Origin of the sequence: Haladaptatus sp. W1 (genome assembly GCF_001723155.1) — an archaeon.
GTDB classification, from domain to species: domain Archaea; phylum Halobacteriota; class Halobacteria; order Halobacteriales; family Haladaptataceae; genus Haladaptatus; species Haladaptatus paucihalophilus.
The window spans coordinates 1-23,067 of record NZ_MEIH01000023.1 but is presented as its reverse complement, the minus strand read 5'-3'; the positions used below and the strand labels follow the sequence as shown (position 1 = coordinate 23,067).

At 55.1% G+C, this 23,067-nt stretch carries 21 protein-coding genes and 1 pseudogene; 12 read left to right on the top strand and 10 right to left on the bottom strand.

All coding sequences use genetic code 11. The features are described from left to right. Positions 1-13 precede the first annotated feature (13 nt). From BG842_RS01130 to BG842_RS01120, 3 genes are all read left to right on the top strand, one after another. Positions 14-1,150, top strand: coding sequence for an amidohydrolase family protein (locus tag BG842_RS01130; protein WP_069449340.1), 1,137 nt, complete (start codon positions 14-16; stop codon positions 1,148-1,150). Further along, on the top strand, positions 1,147-1,587 hold the full coding sequence (locus tag BG842_RS01125; protein ID WP_069449339.1) for a Rieske (2Fe-2S) protein: 441 nt from the start codon (positions 1,147-1,149) through the stop codon (positions 1,585-1,587). The genes BG842_RS01130 and BG842_RS01125 overlap by 4 nt, the downstream gene beginning before the upstream one ends. 108 nt (positions 1,588-1,695) lie before the next feature. Then, positions 1,696-2,472, top strand: coding sequence for an IclR family transcriptional regulator (locus tag BG842_RS01120; RefSeq protein WP_069449338.1), 777 nt, complete (start codon positions 1,696-1,698; stop codon positions 2,470-2,472). Positions 2,473-2,542: 70 nt separating this feature from the next. Here the strand turns inward: BG842_RS01120 and BG842_RS32880 are convergent. Continuing rightward, positions 2,543-2,653 (bottom strand): annotated as a pseudogene (locus tag BG842_RS32880) (ATP-binding protein); the annotation flags it as partial. Between the two features lie 423 nt (positions 2,654-3,076). On the opposite strand from BG842_RS32880, the gene BG842_RS01115 reads away from it, so the two are divergent. The 4 genes from BG842_RS01115 (at position 3,077) to BG842_RS01100 (ending at position 7,188) form a co-directional block, all read left to right on the top strand. Beyond that, complete coding sequence (locus BG842_RS01115) at positions 3,077-4,078, top strand: Cdc6/Cdc18 family protein (protein WP_069449337.1); 1,002 nt, start codon at positions 3,077-3,079, stop codon at positions 4,076-4,078. A gap of 72 nt (positions 4,079-4,150) precedes the next feature. Next, positions 4,151-4,825, top strand: a complete 675-nt coding sequence (locus BG842_RS01110) for a hypothetical protein (protein WP_069449336.1) — start codon at positions 4,151-4,153, stop codon at positions 4,823-4,825. Then, the gene (locus BG842_RS01105) at positions 4,812-5,084 is read left to right on the top strand and encodes a hypothetical protein (protein ID WP_069449335.1); all 273 of its coding nucleotides are present in this window, start codon (positions 4,812-4,814) and stop codon (positions 5,082-5,084) included. The genes BG842_RS01110 and BG842_RS01105 overlap by 14 nt, the downstream gene beginning before the upstream one ends. A 4-nt stretch (positions 5,085-5,088) precedes the next feature. Continuing rightward, on the top strand, positions 5,089-7,188 hold the full coding sequence (locus tag BG842_RS01100) for a type B DNA-directed DNA polymerase (protein ID WP_069449334.1): 2,100 nt from the start codon (positions 5,089-5,091) through the stop codon (positions 7,186-7,188). 135 nt (positions 7,189-7,323) lie between these two features. Here the strand turns inward: BG842_RS01100 and BG842_RS01095 are convergent, their stop codons facing one another. Then, positions 7,324-7,620 (bottom strand): TFIIB-type zinc ribbon-containing protein, encoded by a 297-nt coding sequence (locus tag BG842_RS01095; RefSeq protein ID WP_069449333.1) that lies wholly within the window; start codon positions 7,618-7,620, stop codon positions 7,324-7,326. A 250-nt stretch (positions 7,621-7,870) separates the two neighbouring features. Between BG842_RS01095 and BG842_RS01090 the strand changes: the two genes are divergently transcribed. The 3 genes from BG842_RS01090 (at position 7,871) to BG842_RS01075 (ending at position 12,019) form a co-directional block, all read left to right on the top strand. Next, entirely contained in the window at positions 7,871-8,878 is a 1,008-nt protein-coding gene (locus BG842_RS01090) for a TIGR04024 family LLM class F420-dependent oxidoreductase (protein ID WP_069449332.1), read from the top strand. A gap of 814 nt (positions 8,879-9,692) precedes the next feature. Then, a complete protein-coding gene (locus BG842_RS26855; RefSeq protein ID WP_217493259.1) occupies positions 9,693-11,390 on the top strand; it encodes a PQQ-binding-like beta-propeller repeat protein in 1,698 nt (565 codons plus the stop codon). Positions 11,391-11,530: 140 nt separating this feature from the next. Continuing rightward, positions 11,531-12,019, top strand: a complete 489-nt coding sequence (locus BG842_RS01075) for an ester cyclase (RefSeq protein WP_069449329.1) — start codon at positions 11,531-11,533, stop codon at positions 12,017-12,019. A gap of 445 nt (positions 12,020-12,464) precedes the next feature. On the opposite strand, the gene BG842_RS01070 is transcribed toward BG842_RS01075, so the two are convergent. The 3 genes from BG842_RS01070 to BG842_RS01060 all read right to left on the bottom strand — a co-directional run bounded on the left by BG842_RS01070 (position 12,465) and on the right by BG842_RS01060 (position 14,269). Next, positions 12,465-13,529 carry a zinc-dependent alcohol dehydrogenase family protein gene (locus tag BG842_RS01070; protein ID WP_069449328.1) on the bottom strand — a complete coding sequence of 355 codons (1,065 nt, stop codon included), beginning with the start codon at positions 13,527-13,529 and terminating at the stop codon, positions 12,465-12,467. A gap of 241 nt (positions 13,530-13,770) precedes the next feature. Next, positions 13,771-14,067, bottom strand: a complete 297-nt coding sequence (locus BG842_RS01065) for a hypothetical protein (protein WP_069449327.1) — start codon at positions 14,065-14,067, stop codon at positions 13,771-13,773. A 16-nt stretch (positions 14,068-14,083) separates the two neighbouring features. Further along, the gene (locus BG842_RS01060) at positions 14,084-14,269 is read right to left on the bottom strand and encodes a hypothetical protein (RefSeq protein WP_254662810.1); all 186 of its coding nucleotides are present in this window, start codon (positions 14,267-14,269) and stop codon (positions 14,084-14,086) included. A 487-nt stretch (positions 14,270-14,756) separates the two neighbouring features. Here BG842_RS01060 and BG842_RS01055 point away from each other — a divergent pair, with 487 nt between their 5' ends. After that, entirely contained in the window at positions 14,757-14,951 is a 195-nt protein-coding gene (locus BG842_RS01055) for a cold-shock protein (RefSeq protein WP_069449325.1), read from the top strand. 583 nt (positions 14,952-15,534) lie between these two features. On the opposite strand, the gene BG842_RS01050 is transcribed toward BG842_RS01055, so the two are convergent. Next, positions 15,535-16,968, bottom strand: a complete 1,434-nt coding sequence (locus tag BG842_RS01050; protein WP_069449324.1) for a sodium:solute symporter — start codon at positions 16,966-16,968, stop codon at positions 15,535-15,537. Positions 16,969-17,104: 136 nt separating this feature from the next. Between BG842_RS01050 and BG842_RS01045 the strand changes: the two genes are divergently transcribed. Next, complete coding sequence (locus tag BG842_RS01045; RefSeq protein WP_254662809.1) at positions 17,105-18,115, top strand: NrpR regulatory domain-containing protein; 1,011 nt, start codon at positions 17,105-17,107, stop codon at positions 18,113-18,115. Positions 18,116-18,118: 3 nt separating this feature from the next. Here the strand turns inward: BG842_RS01045 and BG842_RS01040 are convergent, their stop codons facing one another. From BG842_RS01040 to BG842_RS01025, 4 genes are all read right to left on the bottom strand, one after another. Next, a complete protein-coding gene (locus tag BG842_RS01040) occupies positions 18,119-19,063 on the bottom strand; it encodes an agmatinase family protein (protein WP_254662808.1) in 945 nt (314 codons plus the stop codon). Positions 19,064-19,408: 345 nt separating this feature from the next. Further along, positions 19,409-20,584, bottom strand: coding sequence for a M20 family metallopeptidase (locus BG842_RS01035; protein ID WP_069449321.1), 1,176 nt, complete (start codon positions 20,582-20,584; stop codon positions 19,409-19,411). A gap of 40 nt (positions 20,585-20,624) precedes the next feature. Further along, positions 20,625-21,881 (bottom strand): Zn-dependent hydrolase, encoded by a 1,257-nt coding sequence (locus BG842_RS01030; RefSeq protein WP_069449320.1) that lies wholly within the window; start codon positions 21,879-21,881, stop codon positions 20,625-20,627. A gap of 24 nt (positions 21,882-21,905) precedes the next feature. Then, the coding region (locus BG842_RS01025; RefSeq protein WP_069449319.1) for a sodium:solute symporter at positions 21,906-23,067 on the bottom strand (1,162 nt) is incomplete at its 5' end.

Below are 23,067 nucleotides of genomic sequence, written 5' to 3'. Positions count from 1 at the left end.
GTTCACTACACCAATGGTACGAAACACCGACGACAGCCGTTCCGAGACGGACCAAGCGGAAGACAACTACTTGCTTATCGATTGTGACGTCCACAATCGCTGGGCAGACGACAAGGTCGTGACCGAGCGCCTCCCCGAGTACTACAGGGTCGGTGACGGGTACGCCGGCCACCAAGGGATAATCAGCCCCTCGTTCCTCTACCAGAACCACGGTGGGTTTGCACAGGAGGAGGTCCGTGCCGAAGAAGAGGTTCCGGGGTCGGACCTCGACCGCATCCGGGAGAAACACCTCGACGAGTACGGCATCGACTTCGCCGTCCTCACCGGCAACTCGATGATCAACCTCGGGGCGGTACCCAACCGAGACTACACCGTCGAGGTCGCCCGTGCGTATAATTCGTGGCTCATCGAGGAGTGCCTACCGCGCGACGAGCGGTTCATCGGCGCCCTTCTCGTGCCACCGCGAGCGCCTGAGGCGGCCGCGGAGATCATCGAGGATATGAGCGACCACTCGCGGGTTCGTGCGATTTTGCTTCCGGGCGCGAGCGAAAAGCCATACGGTCAACCAGAGTACTGGCCGATGTACGAGGCCGCCGAAGCACAGAACTTGGCCGTCCTCGTGCACCCGTCCTCTGAATCCCACGGTGCGACACATCCGCCGACCGGCGCGGGCTACCCGAACATGTACTTCGAGTGGCACTCGGTCCTGGGTGCACTCTACATCGGGCAGCTGGCAAGTCTGATAGCAGAGGGCGTGTTCGTCGAGTTCCCGAACCTCCGCGTCGGATTCATCGAGGGGGGATACGGGTGGGTTCCACACTTCATGTGGCGGATGGACAAGGATTGGAAGGGACTGCGCTCACAGGTTCCCTGGCTCGAGGAACCGCCGAGCGAGTACATCCGTCGGAACGTGTGGTTCTCGACGCAGCCGATGGAGGAGCCCGAGACGCATGAGATGCACGACCAGATCCTCGAGATGATGCACGCGGACGAGACGCTCATGTTCGCCAGCGACTATCCCCACTGGGACAGCGACTCGCCCGAGTGGGGGATACCATCTCTCCCCGAACACATGGAAGACCAGATCCGTTATGGCAACGCGAAAGAACTGTTCGACCTTCCGGACGACCCTACCACACTCCAGCAATGAAGACGCGACACGAGGTCTGCTCGATCGAACAGCTACCACCGGGCGAGAGAGTGATCACGGAAGTTAAGGGATTCTCCATCGGGGTATTTAACGTCGGTGGGGAACTCTACGCGCTGAAAAACGACTGTCCGCATCAGCGCGCACCACTCTGCGAAGGGCGATTGACGGGGACGACGGAACCCGCCGACGCCGGCGAGTATGAATGGGGACGACCTGGGCAGATCATTCGCTGTCCGTGGCACGGCTGGGAATTCGACGTCACGACTGGCGAATCCGTGTTCAACCCCCACAAAGTAAAAGCGAAAGGGTACGAGGCAAACATCGAGGCATCCCAGGCCACCTGCGACGGGTGTGCGAGCGAACATGAGAGCGATGCGCCGCCCGTGGAGACGTTCGACGTAGCGGCGGAGGAGGAGGTCGTAGTCGTATACGTATGACTCGATGGGGCGGGGGCAGGGTTCGACATCGCGGCCTGGTCAGGATCCTCAGTCGCCTAGACCCCGAGTACTAGGGCTTATGCCGCTGCGGGGGAGATAGAGAAGGGAATGTCCCCCAGTGGTTCCGGACGGGTCCTGAAGACGACCGACAAGTCGCTGGCCATACTGGAGTTCGTGCACGAACATGAGGGGGCGACGATGGCGACTATCTGCTCGGAACTCGACCTCACAAAGAGCACCGCGCACGGCCACCTTACTACCCTCCTCAATAGAGGGTACCTCGTCAAGCACGGAGAACAGTACCACCTTGGGATGAAGCTCCTCAAGTTCAGCGAAGCCGCGAAGAACCGCGACGACGCGTTCCCGGTCATCAGGGATGGCGTGGACGTACTTGCCGAACGAGTCGAAGAGGGGGTGGACTACTCCGTGTTGGAGAACAATCGCATCATCTCCGTGTACGACACAATCACGAACGAGAACGATCCGAACTTTTCCCCAGGCCGAGAATACCTCGTTCACAGCACAGCGGCCGGGAAGGCGATCCTCGCCGAGCTTAGTGACGAACGAGTGCTGGAGATCGTCGATGCGACCGGCCTCCCGGGACTCACGGACAAGACGATTACATCGCGGGAACGGTTGCTGGCGTCGCTCGAAGGCGTCCGCGAGCGGGGGTATGCGATCAACGACGAGGAGTACCAAGAGGGACTTCGCGCTATTGCCACAGTCGTGACGGACCCGAACGGCGGCGTCCGTGGCGCGATTGGGATCGGTGGCCCGACGTACCGTATGAAGGGGGACGTGTTCGAGAAGGACCTCCCGTCGAAACTGTTACGCACCGTCTCCGAGGTCGAAGAGCGACTTGCGACGGTCTACGACACATCCTGACCGTATCTGGATCGGTCACTCCAACATAAATGCAACGAGCGCGAGTACGGAGATTTGGCAGCTATGTTTCAGTTTTGCCGAGTCGTCGTCGTCCAAAGATGACTGCGAGTGTTGCCTCATCTGCCTCGTAGAGGCTGTGAAGCCGCGAGAGTTCCTCAGTTCGATTGACGAAGGCGGCCATACTCGTCACTAGCGTCGGATCAAATATAGTACTCCGCATAATCGTACTCTGAAGTATCGTACCTTAAAGTATCATTATCTTATTATTCAGTCATCTTTTTGTACACACATTCAAACCATTTCGTGAAGCCTACACTCTTCGAGAGTAGAAAACAGACGAGAGTATTGTTTTGAAGGCGATTAGCTGGCGCTTAACCAACGTCCATACTCTGAAGGAGCCGATGTTGGTTAATCGTCGAAACCAGTTGCATAGCTGTCTTTGATTATCAACGGAATCACTGCTCATCGAGACGCTCACTCTGGAACGCCCCGCACCCTTCAAGGGGAAAAACTCCCCGCAGGAATGCGACCGGTGCGTATCGGAAGAATCGGAAATCGCCCACTTCCGTTTATTATATCGGACAGAATAGATACGAACAACACAATGATCCACGATGCTCGTGTCCTGCAACCCCAGTTCATTCCCGATGAAGTCGAGCATCGCAACCCGGAGGTCAACGCGCTCTCGAACACGCTCAAACCCATCATGGACGGCCAAAGCGGGGAAACATCGCTCCTCCTTGGACCGTCCGGCGTTGGTAAGACGTGTATCGCCAACTACACGGTCGAACGCCTCCGCGAGAACGTCCTCGACATCGATACCCAGTACGTCAACTGTTGGCAAGACCACACCCGATTCCAAGTGCTCTATCGCATCCTCGAAGGCATCGACAGGACGGTCGATATTCACCGGCGGTCGACGCCAAAGGACGAACTCCTCGACCGTCTCCAACAGTATGACGGCCCCCAATTCGTCGTCATCCTCGACGAGGTCGACCAACTCGAAGACAAGAGCGTGCTCTATGACCTCTATCGAATGCGAACCGTCTCCATGATACTCATCGCAAATCGGGAAGAGGCCTTGTTCAGCCAACTCGATAATCGTCTGACCAGCCGGTTGCAGACCTGTGTCAGAATTCCGTTCGAAGAGTATCACCTCGACGAACTCGTCGCGATTCTCGAGTCGCGCGCTCGGTGGGGACTTTCGGAAAACGCTATCGGAAACGACCAACTGACCCTGATTGCCGACGCCGCTGCAGGAGATGCACGCGTTGCAATCGGCATTCTCAGAAACGCGGCACGTCGAGCCGACCAATCCGGAACCGAGCGGATTACGACCGAAATCGTCCGCGAAGCAGTCCCGGACGGTCGCCACGAAGTCCGCCAGAAAACGATCAGCCAGCTCACCGTTCATCAGCGCGCCCTCTACGAGATTTTGGAAGCCGAAGGCGAACTCGACCCGGGAGACCTCTACGAGAAATATCAGGCGCGAGTTGATGATCCGAAGACGAATCGAACCGTCAGAAACCATCTGAAGAAAATGGAACATTACCGCCTCATCATCGCCGAGGGAAAGAATCGCGCCCGTACCTATCGACTCCGGTGAATTCGCCTTTCGGAAAGTTTGGAAACGACCCGGTCTTGCCTATGTGCCGCCATGGGGATATGTTGACTCGTGATGATGCGCCACGACCAACCCGAACTCCCAGCCCTCGATACGGGAGTCACGCTACTCGAAACGGATGCACGTTCGACCTGCGCGCTCCAGTCGCTCGTGCTCGACCAGGTACTTCTCGACGGCGGGTCGGCCGTCTGGGTGGACGCCCACGGCCATGGGAGTACACACACCCTCTCGCGAATCGCCCCATCGATGCGGGTTCTCGACCGCATCCGAATCGCTCGCGCGTTCACCCCGTGGCAACACCAGAGTCTCTGCCAGGATCTCGCGCCTGAACTCACGGACGAGACGGCGGTCGTCGTCCTCCCAGCGTTCGACTGGTTCTATCGATCGGACGATTTGCCGCGTGGTGATGGAGAACGGCTGCTCTCTGTAGGTCTGGATATTATCAGCGAACTCGAGGAGACGTTCGATATCCCCGTACTGATAACCCAACACGAGGACGATGGGCTGGCTGCGCCGATTCGAGCGTGTGCAGACCACGTTATTCGCTGTGAGCAGACGCCGCATGGGCCTCGCTTTTCGGGTGACGAGTACGAGACGCTGGTGTACCCACTCGAGAATGGGATGGTACAAACGACGTTCGCATTCTGGAATCGCGTTCTCACGACACGTCATCCGGCCATTGCTACCGCGGACGGTCCAACGGAGGTGAGCACGCATGGGTCGTACTAATCCGACCTATCGCGATGCCCTGCGCACCATGGAATCGCGGTGGAAACACTATCGGCGTGCGCTTCGCCACGCCGACCAAGAAGTGTTCGACCGCCTCTTCGAGCATGCACGAGCGCATGCCGACGCCAGTGGGTTTCAGAACGACCAGTTCGTCGAGATTCCGGCACTCGTGTCGATGCTGCTCGAACAGCAGAAACACATCGACGACCTCGAAGACCGACTCGACCATTTGGAGAACGACCTGAACGACCAGAGGTAAGTCGATGGCGTACAAGTTCGACTATCTCGATGGTCAGGTGTTCCGATGGTCATTGACCGAATCGGGAGCCGAGTATACAATCGATGAGTCGTACACACCGACGCTGTACGTCTCCGCTCACGGTGCTGGCTCGCTATCCGATGCGAGGGCCGCACTTCGTGACCATCCTGCTGTCGCTCACGTTGCAGGTGTCGAGAAACGACTCTCCTTTCGGCACACTCCCGAACCGGTACTCCAAGTGGATGTCGTGGATCTCGATGCTGTCACCGACGTTTCCGCGATGATTCGTCGGTGGGGCTCGCCGGGTGCGTATCGCTGTTACAACGTCGATTTCTCGCGTGAGTTTCGCTACTGTCTCGAAAACGACGGCTCGCCACTTCCCGCCCGTGACCTCTCCCAGCTGCACATCTCGGTTCCGGAGCCGGAACTGACACGCGAGACGGTCACCGAACTCACCATCGGCGATGAAGTGGTGACTGGCGACGGACGGGACGTATTGGACACGCTCGCAACTCGTATCGAACGCGACGACCCGGATATCCTAATGGTAAACACGAGCGACGTCGTTCCGACGCTGTATCGGCAGGCAGACCGGCTCGATATGGCGTTCCAGCTCGGCCGACTCCCGGGGTGGCAGCAACTCGCCGGGGAATCAACGTACACGAGCTATGGACGGGTCGGCCACTCACCTGCCCGATACAACGTTCCTGGACGAGTCATCGTCGATACGTCGAACACGTTCATGTGGAATCAGACGAATCTCGATGGCTGTCTGTATCTCGTCGAGCAGTCGGGCAAACCACTGCAAGAGTTGTCGTGGTCGTCGATCGGGAACATTCTCACCGGCATTCAGATTCAGGAAGCATGGGAACAGAACGTCCTCGTCCCGTGGCACTCGTGGCGTCACGAGAAATTCAAAACGATGGGCCAACTCCACGACGCTGACCGCGGTGGATTCACGTTCGCACCGGATGTCGGATTGCACGAGGACGTTCACGAACTCGACTTCTCATCGCTGTATCCGAATATCATCGTCACGCGGAACGTGAGCCCCGAGAAGATTCGATGTGAGTGTCACGCCGACCGTGCGGACGTACCCGACCTCGGCTATTCGATCTGTAACGAGCGAGGCTATCTCCCGGACGTTCTCGAACCGCTCATCGAGGATCGGGACGCGATCAAAGCCGAGATAAACGCGACTGATGATGCTGAACGGCGTGCCGAACTGGAGGGCCAATCGAACGCGATCAAGTGGATTCTAGTCTCGTGTTTCGGCTATCAGGGCTTCTCGAATGCAAAGTTCGGACGAATCGAGTGTCACGAAGCGATCAACGCGTTCGCGCGGGAGATTCTGTTGGAGTCGAAGGCGATGCTCGAAGCACACGGCTGGCGCGTCGTGCATGGAATCGTCGATAGCGTGTGGGTCACGCCGATGGACGACACAGACCAGACGCCGCTTGACGAACTCACGCGACAGATTTCTGACCAGGTCGATATCCGACTCGAACACGAAGCACACTACGAGTGGGTCGCATTCGTGCCGCTCCGTGATTCAAATACAGGCGCGCTGACGAAGTACTTCGGTAAAGTGGCCGATGAAGACGAGTACAAGTATCGCGGCATCGAGTGTCGCCAACGAAGTACCCCGCCGTTCGTCGAGGAGGCACAAAAAGCGCTTATCGAGACGTTGAACGAACATCGAGAGGCACAACCAGTCTGTGAGGAACTTCGCTCGTGGATCGACTGCCTCCAGCGAGGTGATGTCGATCCGACCGACCTCGTCATCACGAATCGTGTCTCGAAGCCTCGTGATGCCTACAGCCAATCGACGCGCAGTGTAGCAGCACTCGACCGCATAGCGGATCTCGGGTTGACGCGAGCACCAGGCGAAAGCGTCTCGTATGTCGTCGTCGATGACGAGCGCCGGTCTCGTGATCGGGTCACACTAGCAATCGAGGAGCCGACCACATACGACACCGACTTTTACCGGGAACGGTTGATACGAGCGACCGAAAGCGTTCTCTCACCGCTCGGCTGGCGAGAAGCACGAATCGAACAGTGTCTTTCCGAGTACGACGATTTCGCGCTCCAATCGTTTTTGTGAGTGGTCACCACTACCGTGGTGTCGTCTCCATCCGAACCGCGTGACTCCAACCGCCTTGAGGGACAATTCCCATGCGCTGCAAGAAGAAGCAGAATCAGCCGTCAGTCGAATCGATAGCCAACCACTCCGCTCACGTTACAACCGTAGCGTGTGGGATACCTGTATCTCACAACAGATATACTTCAGCCATATAATACTGTGACGAAAGTAAGTAAACGCGTTAGCGCGTCCTCGAATGCATGTTTCGTCCTCATCGCCGTACCACTCCGGGCCGTAGTCGGTACGATGCTCATCGAGAACGAGGCCACAGTCCTCGCATATCGTCTCTTGGGAGTTCGTGCTGACATGACCACTACACTCTGGACAAGGGGTGGTCGTCTCGTTCAATATGTCTTCGTCGAAGCCGTCTTCGTAGATGTCTCTGGTTGCCATCGAAACCACTACTCATCGAGACGCTCGTTCTGGAACGCACCGCACCCCTCGGGGAAAAATCCCGGCAGTAGAATCACACCCCTCGTCAATTGCGTTCTTGTACGGAGAGAGACGTTCTCGAGGAGAGCACGTCGAATTCGTGCGTTGAGTGAGACTGTGAGACGGCCTCGGCGAAGGGGTTTATGTGACTTCGTGACAGGGATGTAATAATGACGGCGCCATCTCGGGGACCGACGCGGAGGACAGATTCGTGAACGCGGAACTGGATTTACTGGTTCGACTTGGAGACTACGAGCGACCGCAAGAGGTCGCGTCCCGCGCTGTTCACGCAGAGGAGTTGGGTTTCGATCGCCTCTCCATGGGTGAGACGACAGGGTGGAATATCGTGCCAGCGCTCACACTCATCGCTGATCGAACGGACACACTCGGGCTTTCGAACGACGTTATTTCACCATTTGGTCGGTCGCCTGCACTCATCGCCCAGACAGCACTGACACTCCACGATGCCTCGGATGGCCGATTCCGACTCGGTCTCGGGCCGAGTTCGCCCGCGATTACCGAACGATGGCACGGCGAATCGTTCGACCGGCCATTACGGCGGACGCGAGAGGTGATCGAGATCATCAGGGCCGTCTACGAAAATGGTAATCCGGCGTACGAGGGTGAGATTTTTGATATCGCAGGGCTCGGCTACGAGCGTGATATCCCCGAGAATCCCCCGCCGATCGACCTGGCGACGCTCGGTCCGAAGGCGACCGAGATGGCTGGCCGATTCGGCGACGGGTGGGCACCACAGCTGTTCACCAAAGATGGGCTAACAGAGCGGTGTGAAGATCTGAAGCGTGGTGCTGAGCTCGGTGGAAAGAGTCCATCCGAGTTGCGTGTGAGTCCGATCGTTCGTGGAATCGCGGCGGAGGAGAGAGAACGTGCTCGGAATCTCGCACGGCGAACGATTTCGTTTCTGCTCGGCGCGTACGGTCCCTACTACGGCAATTCCGTCGCCGAGCAAGGCTATCCCGACGTCGTTGCCGATATTCGGGGTGCATGGGAAGACAGGGATACCGATGCGATGGCCTCACGACTCCCCGACGAACTCCTCGATGCGTTGGCGCCTGCCGGAACCCCCGAGGAAGTTCGCACGTGGGTCGACGACTATGCAGCGACAGAAGGCGTCGATGCCGTCCGTATCGGGTTCGTCGACGGCATGACCGACGAAGACAAGAAGACGACGATGGAAGCTGTTGCCGAGCTAGTGTAGGAACGCCCACTGCTGTAGTCGACCTATCCAACTGTGCAGGGCTCATCGTAGCGAATCGAAGACGGAATGAACACCCCACAGTAGATCAGCCGCTTCGATTGACGGATCCAACAGAAACCACGCTTGAGCGACAGTACGACGAGACCGATCGAACACAGCGGTTACGTTTTCGTGACCGACGATCAGCTATCGGCATCCCGTGACCGACTCGAGTCAGGAACAGTTTCTCCGAATGTGGTGATCACGACGTATGTCTTAAGGGTACATGAGAATAGAGAACAGGACTGGAGAACCTGACCATGTAGAGGAGAGACGAACGGGGGTGGAATCGAACCACCGGGGCCACGAAGTGGCCGCCATCGACGCGGGGTCGATGGTGCTTCTACCAACAAGCAACCCGTTCTCACCCGATTTGTGTGGGAGAGAATGGTCGTGCCGGGATAGTGGGCACGACCACGTTGGCGTCAGTATGACGTACAACACGGCGTTTGTTAGCGGTGCTCGAGCGTGTAGGGGACATGGCGACTCGGGAAGCATCCTACGACGCCCGCACTCCATCCAAGGACCGCATCCCGTATTGTTATGCGGTGCTTTCTGTTGAATTATCTAACAGGAATGCACTGAAACAGTCACTGTTTCAATACTTAATGGCCCAATCGCTACGCACCATTTACTGTAGGAATTAGTAGCATGAAGATTCCAAATTAGTCTAGTAGAAGACAAGACTCACACAAAGCTTATTCGCCGCTTCAAGAGACAGGAGGTGGGAATGAACCGAAGAGCCTTCGTGAAAACATTTGGAGCAGCTACCGCCATGCTCATCGGAAACTCCACAGGCAATGCGATATCGACCTCGTCCTCAAGCGTCGATAAGTGGCCTCGTCCGTGGGGGACAAGCGGGCATACGCACGCAACGCAATCAGGGGGGATAACCGCCAGCGAGGTTGGCGTTGCTTGGACATCTCAGTATGTGGGGTTTATGAGTGGTACACCCACGGTAAAAGACGGGCTGATTTACACCGGCGTGCAAACTGATGACCGGAAATTGTCGGGCGCCGTTAAAGCATACGATACAGAAACTGGCGAACGGGTCTGGACAACCAATGGTCCAGCGAACGAAACTGATCGATATGGTACTCCCGTGGAGTATGGAAATGTATACGACGCTCCAGCCGTTGAAAATGGTCTTCTATACTTTATTGCAGGAGATGGAGAAGAGTATACAGGAGACAGTGTCGTTGGAGGGGTATTCGCACTCAATGCGAAAACAGGCAAAGAAGCATGGAGGCGCGACGATCTTCGTCCAAGCACCTTCACCGTCGCGGACGATACAGTCTTTATTAATCAAACAGAGTATCTCATCGCACTCGGCGCTTCAGCAGGGGAGACCCGATGGAAAATATCGGACGACGTGCGTGTGATCGGCTCTGTTGAGGAGACGCTCTATACATACACCGTTGAAGCCGGCACGCAAGATCGCGCTGATAAAATTATAGCCTACGATATAGAATCTGGGACAGTCCAGTGGCAAGCGGGTGTCCCAGATGCGATCAATGGGTCTCCAAGAGCTGTCGATGAGGAGTTGATCTATCTCGTTGGATCGAGAGGAGAGAAAAAGGAGGGCATGCCACCGGAAATCAGCGCGCTCTCAACGACTGACGGATTCGTCCAATGGATAAGAAGGCTCTCCGTGCGAGAAGGAACCGTTGAGGTGAGTTCCCCAGCTGTAGACGAATCACGCCTATACGTATTCACACGCGGTAGTGAGCACTTTAACTGGTATCGGGACAGAGATGAGGCCCTTGACGCTGTCGGAACCGTCTTCGCCCTTGATCGAACCACTGGCGAAGAACAGTGGCGATTCGAAACGCCAGCTGAGTTAGCCAGTGCGCCGGTAGTGGATGCAAACAGAGTGTATGCCGCCGCTCGCTATCGAACGTGCCCCGAGTCACCGTCAGGGGGGATAAACGGTGGTCTCTATGCACTTGATAAGACGACCGGAGAGGAGCAGTGGAATATCGCACCATCGGGTCTGCTAAGTGTGTATCCTCCCGCAATTGGGGACGGGGCGGTGTATCAAGCCACTGACGACGTTGGTCAGGGCGAAGATGCCTATCTTCTGGCGTATACCGGCAGTGACCACCCACCGGACTGTAGTCGGCGGTTTGCTGGCAGGGAGAAAACTCAAACGATACCGACCCCCGACAGGGGAAAGACAACGACGACTACGGAGCGAGCGACAACTTCGACTCGCACAGAACAAGAGGTGACGAAAACAACCACTACCGAGACTTCCACATCTCCGAAGATGACGACCACTACGCAATCGACAACCGATCTATCGATGACCAAATCTGCAACTACAGCGAGAACCCCATCGGATAAAAACACGACCACTTCTGAGACAACAGTTGATGATGGACAACCAGGATTCGGCATTAAGACTGCACTCACGGGATTCGTGGGAACAGGGTTGTATTTACTGCGTCAACAAATCGATGGTGAACGATAACTCCACAGACGCCAATCAGAGTGATGATCGGGATTCTCAGCGCGTGAGATTTGGATACGCGTTCTATAGAGTGCAACACCTACTAGAATCTGGGTGCCACCATTTGGGGGAGGGCACCTTCGAAAGCGGAGACAAGAGCCATGTCATCATTACCGACAGATACTACCGACGAACGCCGGGGGTTCCCACAACAATGGGCCGAGGAGGTCCACGAAAAGCACAATCTCGACTTCATTGATGAATACCACGCACCGGACTGGGTCGGTCACTTCGACGGGGAAGACCTGACGAACACCGAGTACAAGGATATGCAGCGGGAACTCATCAGTGGCTTTCCGGACGCAGAATTCACCTTCGGCCCGGTCATCGTCGAGGGAGAGACAGTCGCTGGCCACTGGGAGATGACCGGAACGCATACCGGGGAATTCGCCGGTCTCAAGCCGACCGGTCGAGCGGTTCGCGTTACCGGCACGTTCCTTGCTCGCTACGATGAGGATGGAAGAGCAGTAGAGACCTGGGAGAACATCGACCAGTTCGGGATGCTCCAGCAACTCGGCATCGCTCCCGAAGACTTTACCGCCGGTGGCCTGCTGCGGACGGTCTTCAACCTCGTCAAGAGTGGGCTGTGACATCCTCCCCGCGCTAAAACACGGGGCTTCCCACGCCCGATTACGCTGATTTGGGAACGTACGTTTACGACCCGACACACCGTTGGGAGTGCCACGCCCCCGTTACTCCTATCCCGTGACGGATTCAGAGGTACGTGATTGTTTTCTGTCGGTTGGGTGTCCGAAGGCTTACTTATTTGGTAAGGAAAACACCGAGTCAACTGCTAGTTTGCGGATAGTCAAATCCGATGGGGTACCATCGAATCGACAATCACAGAAACGTAGTGTGGGCACTTGTAACCTCCCATTTCGATGTTTGAGACCAGAGACGGCGCTGTATTCCCGCCCGCAAGAACGGGGTTTTAGCGCCTGTGATTTAGATAATAGCAGGAAGAGGCACAACTTATTGCCGGACGGCAATTCGTTGTGCTAAGAAAGAGAATGGTAGTCGATTACTCCAGCCAAGTTATGCAAACTCATCGATAACGGGAATACCCATCGTCTCGAAATTACTCATCGATGCGAGTCGATCGGAAACGTCGTCGAGCGAAACCGTTTCCGAAACCACAGCACTCGGGTCGAGTTTCCCTGTTTCGACCATGCGGAAGATTTCATCGTACCGCGTTGGAGGCATCCCAAGCGATCCGATAAACTCGATCTCCTTCATGACCATCATATCCGTCGGCAGTGCCACCATACCCTGCTCATCTTGGGTACTCAACCCGACTTGGACATGTTGACCGCGTGTGCCGAGACTCATCACGGAATTTCGACACGTGGTTTCAATTCCGAGCGCATCGACCGAGACGTCAACACCACCACCGGCGAGCGCCTGCACGGCTTGCGGAGTATCGTCAGCATCGCTCGCGTTGACCGTTTCAACTGCCCCGAGTTCGCGTGCTTTGTCTAACTTCTCATCACTGAGATCAACTGCAACGACATTCGCGCCGAGTGCATCAGCGATATGAACGGCTGAAAGACCAACCCCACCACAACCGTGAACAGCAACCCAATCTCCCGCATTGATATCTGCTTGGTGGGCAAGCGCGTGGAATGAGGTCATAAATCGGCATCCGAGTCCTGCCATGTCGACTGCTGAAACGCTACCCGGTAACTGGACGACGTTATGATCAGCTGCTGGGACATGTAATTGTTCTGCAAATGCTCCTTGGACAGGCTCGGCAAAGCCCAGTGGCATCACGTTCTCACAGGTGTTTCCGTGCCCAGTTCGACACTGGTGACACGTTCCATCACCGATATTGAACGGGATGGTAACTCGATCGCCTTCCCTGATGTTCTCAACGTCGGCACCAACTTCTACAACTGTACCAGCAGGCTCATGCCCGAGAATTTGTCCCTTCGGTGGCTGAATGCCAAGCCAGTCCCAATCACCTTGCCATCCGTGCCAGTCACTGCGACAGATGCCACATGCCTCCATCTCAACGACTACACCCTCGGCCTCTGGATTGGGGGCATCGACGTCGTGAATCGCGAGTGGTTCTTGATATTCTTCGAGGACAGCTGCACGCATAACGAGTAGACCACATCGGACATTCTTAATAATCTTTCCACCAAATGAACAGTAGGAGATGGGGACCGAGGTGGGGGGTGGTGGACAATCTATGTTGGTGGCGACATGGTACGGGCATGTCCGGCGGCTCCAGTGAACTCAATGACGGAACTGCCGAACTATCCCATCCCCATTTCACGGTACTCGACGGTGAAAAGGGTGTAGACGCCGTTCCGACGGGAACCTTCGACTTGGCGTCTGTTCACTGATCATCGACACCAGTGGGCGCAACTGTGGTGTTCCGGTCGAAGTACCCGAGAGTGTCGAGAAGCGAGGCGAAGATGGCACTGGTGACAGTGACCAGCACCACCCCTATCGTAAGCAGATTCGAGATCGGGGCCGGGAGGGTGAACTGGAACAGTGCGATGAATACGCAGGTCACCATCCCGACGACAAGGAGAAACGAACCGAGATTGGGGTTCTTTCCCGTGAGGAACTGGATACTGTCGAGGAACGTCGATTCTGTCTCCGTCTTGGTGGTGGGTCCGGGTTGGCTCATGAGTAATCTCCAGTGATCATCGGTCGGTGACTCCGGTGACGTCGGCGTTTTTCAACTCCGTTGCATGCTGGAAGACCTGGACGAGGTGCGAGACCCAGAGGCCAGCAGTAAACCCAAAGAGGGTACCAACGGCCGTGATGCGAATCGCTTCTTCGAGCGGTGCGAATGCAGCGATGATACACAGCGTCCCAAAGATGAGCATGAGGCCATATTGGATGCGTGTCGACTGATTCGCTCGTTGTATCTCATCAATCATAAACAATGAATATAGACCTCTCAGGGGTATAACGATGCTGCCTAACAGAGACTAATGGGGTCACGAACAGGAACGCTACAACAAGCAGTGATTGGGATGAAAGGTTGTTTCCCACGATTGCAGTGGATCGTATCGATTGTTGCTGCCCCATCTGGTAATCACCACAGATAGCGACACCAACAGGAGGTACAGCTGGACAGCGTCTGTGGCCCTGCGAGCGGCCAAGGACAAAGACACCCACAAAGCGAGAAACGTGGCTTCGGTAGAAGAAACGGTTCGTTCTGCTGAATCCGGTGTGTCTACCCCGCAGAACCACCCAATTGGTCGAGTAAATATCGAATCTCGTCTTTTGTGGATGTTTGTCTAAATTTTTCTCAGATTAAAAAATGAATGCGGAAGTCTTAACCGTGCGCTGGGTCTCTGTTTAGTTGTAATGGCAAACGGTAAGGTTGATTTCTTCAACGACACTGGCGGCTACGGTTTCATCACGACGGACGACTCTGACGACGACGTATTCTTCCACATGGAGGACGTTGGCGGTGCTGACCTCGAAGAAGGACAGGAGATCGACTTCGATATCGAACAGGCCCCCAAGGGCCCGCGCGCGACGAACGTCGTTCGCGCATAATTCGAGAATCGCATAGTCGCCTGATGGGCGACTCTGTGTGACTTTGTTCCATTTTCAGGTGAAGGTTTACTCAGAGCAGTAGCCTTCGCACTGCCCCAGACAGAGGTCGATTAGACCAATCAGAATGACTACTAAGTAGACGGGACACGGGTCGCTATGTTGTCTGCTGACGTTACACCTACCGAACCTAAATCAAGGTTTCTACAAAGAGGTCAAGGCTCGGACCTGGAGAGTGGACCGAGACGATTTCCCTCATGTCAGCAAATCGTTCCCGTCCCCTTTTCTTGCTTCCACACCTATCGAATACATGGTTCGTTCTCGAACAGTCTCTGCGTTAATCGGAATCATCGCCAGTCTTCTCGTCAGTGCTCTTCTTTGGTGGTACTTCGATAGCTTCGTCTTTTTCTTGTTCGTACCGTTCATCCCATTCTTTTTCCAAAGCGAAAAATCGGAAGTACAGTCTCGACGATGTCCAACGTGTGGATTTCAGACGACAGACGATACGTACGAATACTGCCCGCGAGACGGAACGAAATTGAAGTAACCAATATCGGTACCGCCGGAGAAGGGGCGTTTCCAATTCTCACTCCAGCGACGCCGGAGAGTCAAGCGTTCGAACCCACTGTTCGAGCTTTTCACGTGCCGGTGGTCCCGAGAGGAAACTAACCGGAACGAACACGAGGATACTACTAAGAAGGCCGTAGATGATGGGCAAATTCGACGAGAACCCTTTCACAGACAGCGTTGCAACGACAACAGCCGCACTGATACAAATCGAAGAGAGGGCTCCTTGCCATGTCGCTCGCTTCCAGAAGAATGCCCCGAATATCGGGACAAAAATACATCCTGTGAGCAAGTCGTATGCGAGTGTAAGAGCGAGCACAACACTCCCGATTTCGATTGCCGCATAGGTCATGACACCACCGAGGACGATGATGAGCCCTCGAGAGACACTGGAGTATTTTGCATCCGATGCATCGGGATCGATAAACCGCTTGTAGATATCGCTCGTAAACAGGGTACTCGATGCGAGTAGGGCAGAGTCTGCCGTCGACATCATCGCTGAAACGAATCCGGCAAGGATGATTCCCGAGAACCCGACCGGGACGATTTCGAGGATGAGTCGGGGGAGGGCGAGCTCCGAATCGGCGAGGGGTGGCAGGACAACGAGGGCGATCATGCCCAGAAAGGCCGTTGTGAGACCATAGACTATCGCGTACACGCCTGCAGCGATATTTCCTTTGCGAGCAGTATCGGCGCTATTCGCGGTGAAGACCCGCTGCCAGATATCTTGTCCAATCATGATGCCGAGGACATACAGCAAGAAGTAGCTGACAATTGTATTCCATCCGATTGCTGTAACGTCGAAGTAGGAGGGTTCGAGTTGCGACATCAACCCTGAAACACCGCCGACAGAGTCGAGACCGAGTGGAAGTGCGATAAAGAAGATACCGACAGTCATGATACACCACTGAACAAAATCGGTCATCGTTACTGTGAGCATTCCACCGAGCGCTGTATAGGCGATAATGATTGCCCCTGCGAGCAAAATCATTGTATTTTGCTCGAAGCCAAAGAGGACGCTCAACACTTTTCCAATCGCGATGGTCTGCGTGGTTGCGATAGTAAGCGCGTAGATTCCGGCGATTATGGCACCAATCGTTCCTGAGTATTTGTCGAACCGACGTTCCAGCACTTCACCAAGTGAGTATGCTTTGAGGTTGGCCAGATTGGTCGAGATGAGGAGTCCAAGAGCAATCGTCCCAATACCAAGTGAGATGACTAGCCAAGCGCCTGAAATCCCGCTTTTGTACCCGAGACCACCACCGCCGACGGTGGCTGCACCACCAAGGATGACGGCGGACATGACCGGGACGTACATCCACAGTGGGATATTACGGCCGGCAACGAGATAATCGTCTAATGTTTCTGATTTTTGGTACCCCCAGTAGCCGATACCGATCATACCCACCATGTACAGTATGAGCAGACCAGTGTCAATGGGTGACACAACCATGGCATCACTATGCCACCTCCGATACTAATATATTGCTCTTATTGTCTGTTCAAGTTAATATATCGCGCATGTTTATCGGTGTGCATCCTACTGTGTGAGTATGACCGATCGTCTCGATAATCGAGAGTACGATTTGTTGCGGCTCATCGAAGCGCATGAGCCGATCGGAAGTATCCGTCTCGTCGATCAGCTCCACCAGCGCGGCTATTCGATCAAAGGACGAACTGTCCGTCTTCTCCTCTCGGAACTCGATGCGAATGGGTTTACAGAAAAGATACCGGGACAAGGCCGACGCTTGACCGAGAAAGGTCAGTCTGAGTTGCGCCATGGACACGTCAATGGTCGTCTCGAACAGGTTCGAGAGCGGATTGCCGTCCTGACAGGGCAAGTTACGTACGATCCGCTCGAGGATACCGGTGAGTTGGTCACTTCTGCTATCGATCTCCCGCGTTCGATGGTCGAAGATGCTTTTAACATGCTGACCACGGTCGAATCCCTCCCGATTGGACCCGTTCCTGTTGCCATTGAGGAGAACCCGAACGAAAATCAAAGCGAGGATATCGTTCGCCTGTTCTTTCCGTCTAGTATCACCCTCGACGGTGTATTGCTTTCACGAGGTATCAACAGCCAATTGCAGGTCGCCGGAATTGTCGAATACCATCCCGACCCAGCACCTGAACAGTTCGCTCACGAGGGAACAATCAAGAGCGATCACGGTGGCGCAATTCTCCGATACACGGATGCTGTCAGTGGAGAAGGGTCCACCGTCGACATCGCAGATCTACTCATCGAAGCGAAGAGGCCGTCGATTCGTCCATTACTCGACGGAGAGGACTCCGGCTTGTTCATCGTGGATAATCGGGAGTTTCCCTTGATCCGATACGAAGAAGCGTTTGATCTCGCTGCGGCAACCAGAGCACACCTCGGCGGGGTCATCGACCTCCGCAAGCCACGGGAGAACGGTCCCTTCCCATGCGGACAACCGGGATGGAATTTCGCCTCGTTAACGTACGGAGCGATCGGTGAACTCGCGATTTCACTTCTTGCCGGAGAAGGATATAGTGAGTCGTGGACGACGCTCCAGGGATTGAAAGAACGGTCGGCGTTTCGACCTGTTGCTACCGTCCTCGCTCACAAGGATTGGTGAAAGCTATTCTGCAAATTGCCGTTCGAGGAGGGTTACGGCGAGGAATGCTGCAAGCGTCTGTGTCGATTCGGTCGGATCATACCGTGGCGAGACCTCCATCAAGTCAGCACCGCCAACCGCATTATGCGTTCCCAGCACTTCCATTACTCGTACTGCTTGGTGCGCACTCAATCCATCGGGTTCTGGAGTACCCGTCCCCGGCGCAATACTTGGGTCCACGCCATCAATGTCAAAGGTAACGTAAACGGCGTCTGTGTCAGCCGCCGCGGCTTCGACTGCATCGACAACCACATCGGTGATACCGCGGTCGTGAACATCGCGCATCGTAAAGAGGTTGAGTCCGGTCTCATCGGCGAATTCGAAGAAATTCGGGCTCTCATACCCGCGAATACCAACCTGACTAATATGAGCAAAATCGCTATACTGAGATTCAGCGATGAGTCGAGTACTCGACCCGTGATAATGCTTTCCGAATATCGTACTTTCGCCAGAGGTATCGGTATGCGCATCGATTTGGACCAATCCAACGGAGTCTGCGTTTGAGCCTTCAGCAAAGCCACAGAAGGCGGGATACGTACAGTAGTGGTCACCTCCCAACATCAGAGGAAATGCGTGTCCCGCGATTGTTGCAACGTGCGAACGGATGCTCTCTGCGGTCTGTTCGTAATCCATTGGGAAGACGGGAGCATCACCACAATCGGCGACCTGGAAATCGGAGAAGTCGACCTGCGCACCCGTGTTCATGTTTGTGAGCCCTCCTTTGTAATTTGATAGGTAGGCCCACCAAGCACTCGCACGACGGATCGCTTCAGGTCCGTAGCGAGCACCTGGTCGATTAGTGAGCGCTCCGTCATAGGGCACTCCAAGAACACCGACATCGATGTCGTCGAGATCATCGACGTCGCGTGATTCGCCCTTCAGAAACGTGTTTCGGCCCGCATACGCCATTTCTACGTCCGCACCGGCGTGCGTTGATCGAAACTCTGCTGCAGGATTCCGATTAGAATTGTTCATCGAAAACTCCCATTCTGATTGTCAGTTGTTGTGTGTTCGCATCCGGCCCAGGCATGGCAATGTATTGCCACCCTTCTATTATACACGTTTCGGTCAGATATTTGAGTTTAATCGGCAAAGAATTCTCATCGGTACCAAGGGAGGGCCTCTGAGTCAGACGTGCTCGTTGCGCGAACTTCTCCTCACATCATATTTTTCACCAATGCTGAACTGGCCGAATAGTATTCGATACAGAACTCGTTGCTTTCCTTCGGACGTTTGTCGGTCGGCCGCTGCGAGTCATTCTTCCGGTAAGTTTCCGGCACAAAGGTCCCGGACGGCCGCCTGTAAGATTTCGAGTCCTGTCGACGCATCAGCGAGATCGACGCACTCATCGTATGTGTGGGCCTGTGCGAGCGTACTCGGTCCCCACGTAATCGCCTCCATATCTGCATCGTTGATGAGATTTCGAACATCCGTAGAAGCGGTAATTCCCCAGGGATCCATCGGAACACCGGCTTTTTCTGCAGATTGCTCTCTAAATACACGAGCTACTGGGCTATCCCTGTCTATCGCGGCGGATTCGTATGTACGTGTCCGTTCCCAGGAGATGTTGCTTCCATTTTCCGCCTCTGCCGTTTCGACCAATTGACGAATCTCATCGTCTATCTGTTCGACCGATTCCGAGGGCAAGAACCGACGGTCGATCGTAATCGTGGCTTTCTCCGGAAGCACGTTTTCCTTCGTTCCGGCGTTGAATTTCGTTATTGTCGCATAGGCTTGTCCAACGAGTTCATCGCTTCGTTCACGGACTGTCGTATCGTACTCGGAAAGTGCGCTGAGGAAATCCTTCGCGTGGAGGACCGCATTCGAACCTTGATCTGGCCGACTAGCGTGGGACGGCTCTCCGTCGACAGTAAATTCATACCAGGCAAGTCCTTTCTCGCTCGTGGCAGTACGCATCTCGGTCGGTTCGAGGACGATACCGTAGTCGCCTGTATACCCCTGTTTTAAGAGCGTCTTCGTGCCCGGTTCTGCTGTTTCTTCGCCAATGGCCGCCTGGACGATAACCGATCCATCGAGGTCACCCGCTTCGAACTCCGGGTGTAAGTGAGCCGCAGTCAGCATCGCTACCGCAACTCCAGTTTTCATGTCCGTGGTTCCACGACCGTACAGCGTGTTCCCTTTTACTTCCGGCGAGTACGGAGGATGGTCCCACTGCTGTCGGTCTCCTGCTGGGACGACGTCTATATGGCCATTGAGTACGACCGTCGGATCACCGTTTCCCACTCGAGCGACCACCTGTGGTCGCTCGGGATAGGGGTCGGGAATCAACGACGCCTCGATTCCTCGCTCTTCGAACCACCCATAAATGAATTCAGCTACTGCAGCTTCGTTTCCGGGTGGGTTTTCACTTTCTCGTGAAACGAGCTCTTCGATGAGTGTCGTCAGTTTGTCGTTGGTTGAATTGCTCATTGAGTTCTGGAACTGATGGTGTTGTGTATTGTTTTCGGTACTATTGGTCTATTCTACTGGGTTGTTCAGACTGTGCTAACGAGAGGGCAGCATTACAGAGGGTGTTCGCTGCTTTGTAGGCGTCATCCCACGACGTGTACTCCGCTGGGGAATGACTCCGACCATTCTTACTTACAGCAAATACCATCGCGGTATCGCATACTGCAGCGGCGTGTGTCGCGTCATGTCCTGCCCCACTGATCATCCGTTTCGTCTCGTACCCTAACTCGGATGCCGCTTGTGACACTGCCTCGATACAACGGTCGGAAAACGTTACTGCGGGCGCTCGCATCCGCTCTTCGTGTCGATAGTCGACTCCTTCTCGAGACGCTGCGGCTTCTATTTCTTTGCGGACGCGCTGATAGGCTTCTTCCACGACTTCATCGGCTGGATCACGCACATCCCATGTGATCGTAACTTCCCCCGGGATAATGTTGATCGAATTCGGGGTTCCTTCGATGACGCCCGTCGTTCCGACGGTACGTTCTCCTAATGTCGATGGGAGCCGCCGGACAGCGGTGATGACATCCGCAGCCGCAACCAGTGCGTCCGAGCGATAGTTCATCGGCGTGGTTCCGGTGTGGTTGGCATCTCCCTCGAAAGTTACAGCCCCCCAAGTAAAGCCGACGATTCCGGTGACGATACCAACTGATAGATCCTCCCGGTCGAGTACCGGACCCTGCTCAATGTGGAGTTCCAGATAGGCTTCGTACTCCTCTGCTGGTTCAGCAGGTTCGTTGCCTCTATACCCAATTCGTTCCAGTTCATTTTCGAACCGATTTCCGTCGCTATCTGTCGTTTCATACGCGTCGGTCACGGATTGGGCTCCTGCCCAAACACCGCTTCCCATCATGGCTGGTTGGAATCGGGACCCCTCTTCGTTCGTCCAATTGACGATCTCGATGGGATGTTCAGTCTCGATACCATGCTCGTTGAGCGTTCGGATCAATTCTAGTGCTGCAACCGTCCCTAACGGGCCATCGTAGATGCCCCCGTTCGGCTGGGAATCTAAGTGCGATCCGACGAGAATCGGTTTGGCATCCGGATTTGTTCCATTCCGTCGCCCGAACATGTTTCCTATCTCGTCGATCCGGATGGCTAATCCCTCTTTTTTCATTTGGTCAGCAAACCAATCTCGGACATCACAATCGGCATCGGAGAGCGTCAGCCGATGTAATCCAGTGTCGCCCACAGCACCAATCTCCGCTTGCTCTTTCATTGCTGTAACAAACCGCTCTTTATCAATGTGAATCATCATCTTGTGACCTAAATCGTTATTTCCCTATACTGGATCAGCGCGTGGGGTTGATTCGTCCTGCCAGACGTAATGACCGACGACGATGCAAATGAGCGCGGCGCCAATACCGATGAGAACCGAGGGAATTCCGAAGAATGGGCCCCCTAGTTCCCATCCGACACCCATGATTGTTCCCCCAATTATGGAGCTGACGATCGCCCGCCCACTAAGGCCGCGCCAGTAGAGGGCGACGTAAATCGGAATGAGGAAGGCGCTCGTCAGGAGAATCGCCCGGAATTCGTATAGGGTGATAATGGTCCCTGGGGGGTTCATCGCAACCGCTGTCGCCGTGAATCCCCAAAAGATGGTCGACAGACGTGATACGCTTAGCAATTTCTCGTCCGAAGCGTTCGGTCTAAAATACGAATAGAGATCGTGCGCTGTGGTGATCCCTGCCGAATGGAGACGCGTATCCGTTGTCGAGAGAATCGCGCTCATAACTGCCAAAATGATCACGATACCGACCCCCGTCGGGAGGTATTCTGTGATCAGGACGGGGAAAGCCTTATCGACGTTATCCACACCGAGTCCGCTCCCATTGAGTGCGACAGTCGTCGCTCCTCCGAGGAGGACGAGCGCCGCATAGAAGACCGAGAGGATCACTCCCGATGCAGCAAGATGGAACTTTGCGGTTTTGATGTCCCTCGTCGCATTGATGCGGATGATGTAGTTCTGTCCCGTGAAAATCGTCCCGAAGAACGCGATAAGCGACCCGACAAGGCCGATGAGGGTGTAGGCTCCTGCACCGAGTGGGGCGACGTTGCCCGTGCCCATCGTCGCAAACTCGGTATTGATTGCGGTCAACCCACCCTGTGTGACCGTCATATACACGAGCGCCGCGAGTACCGTTGCGACCATGACGGTTCCTTGGAGAAGGTCCGTCCAGGCGACGCTTACCATTCCACCGAGAACGGTATAGACGATGAATACGAACCCGATAACCCAAATCATGTATTTGTACGGCACCCCGGTGATGGTCGTCACGAGGAGGCTTGCTCCGACGAGTTGCATGATGAGATAGATCCATGCGTTAGCGAGCAGGGGAACTGCCGTGACTGGTCTCGCCCACTCTCGACCCGTAATATTAGCGACAATATCCGGGAAGGTGATTTCATCGAGTGCCCGGACCCGATGAACGACGAAATAG

Coding starts and splice junctions, on each gene's coding strand:
- BG842_RS01130 (WP_069449340.1), top strand. CDS start 14: ATGGTACGAAACACCGACGACAGCCGTTCCGAGACGGACCAAGCGGAA.
- BG842_RS01125 (WP_069449339.1), top strand. CDS start 1,147: ATGAAGACGCGACACGAGGTCTGCTCGATCGAACAGCTACCACCGGGC.
- BG842_RS01120 (WP_069449338.1), top strand. CDS start 1,696: ATGTCCCCCAGTGGTTCCGGACGGGTCCTGAAGACGACCGACAAGTCG.
- BG842_RS01115 (WP_069449337.1), top strand. CDS start 3,077: ATGATCCACGATGCTCGTGTCCTGCAACCCCAGTTCATTCCCGATGAA.
- BG842_RS01110 (WP_069449336.1), top strand. CDS start 4,151: ATGATGCGCCACGACCAACCCGAACTCCCAGCCCTCGATACGGGAGTC.
- BG842_RS01105 (WP_069449335.1), top strand. CDS start 4,812: ATGGGTCGTACTAATCCGACCTATCGCGATGCCCTGCGCACCATGGAA.
- BG842_RS01100 (WP_069449334.1), top strand. CDS start 5,089: ATGGCGTACAAGTTCGACTATCTCGATGGTCAGGTGTTCCGATGGTCA.
- BG842_RS01095 (WP_069449333.1), bottom strand. CDS start 7,620: ATGGCAACCAGAGACATCTACGAAGACGGCTTCGACGAAGACATATTG.
- BG842_RS26855 (WP_217493259.1), top strand. CDS start 9,693: ATGCTCATCGGAAACTCCACAGGCAATGCGATATCGACCTCGTCCTCA.
- BG842_RS01075 (WP_069449329.1), top strand. CDS start 11,531: ATGTCATCATTACCGACAGATACTACCGACGAACGCCGGGGGTTCCCA.
- BG842_RS01070 (WP_069449328.1), bottom strand. CDS start 13,529: ATGCGTGCAGCTGTCCTCGAAGAATATCAAGAACCACTCGCGATTCAC.
- BG842_RS01065 (WP_069449327.1), bottom strand. CDS start 14,067: ATGAGCCAACCCGGACCCACCACCAAGACGGAGACAGAATCGACGTTC.
- BG842_RS01060 (WP_254662810.1), bottom strand. CDS start 14,269: ATGCTCATCTTTGGGACGCTGTGTATCATCGCTGCATTCGCACCGCTC.
- BG842_RS01055 (WP_069449325.1), top strand. CDS start 14,757: ATGGCAAACGGTAAGGTTGATTTCTTCAACGACACTGGCGGCTACGGT.
- BG842_RS01050 (WP_069449324.1), bottom strand. CDS start 16,968: ATGGTTGTGTCACCCATTGACACTGGTCTGCTCATACTGTACATGGTG.
- BG842_RS01040 (WP_254662808.1), bottom strand. CDS start 19,063: ATGGCGTATGCGGGCCGAAACACGTTTCTGAAGGGCGAATCACGCGAC.
- BG842_RS01035 (WP_069449321.1), bottom strand. CDS start 20,584: ATGAGCAATTCAACCAACGACAAACTGACGACACTCATCGAAGAGCTC.
- BG842_RS01030 (WP_069449320.1), bottom strand. CDS start 21,881: ATGATGATTCACATTGATAAAGAGCGGTTTGTTACAGCAATGAAAGAG.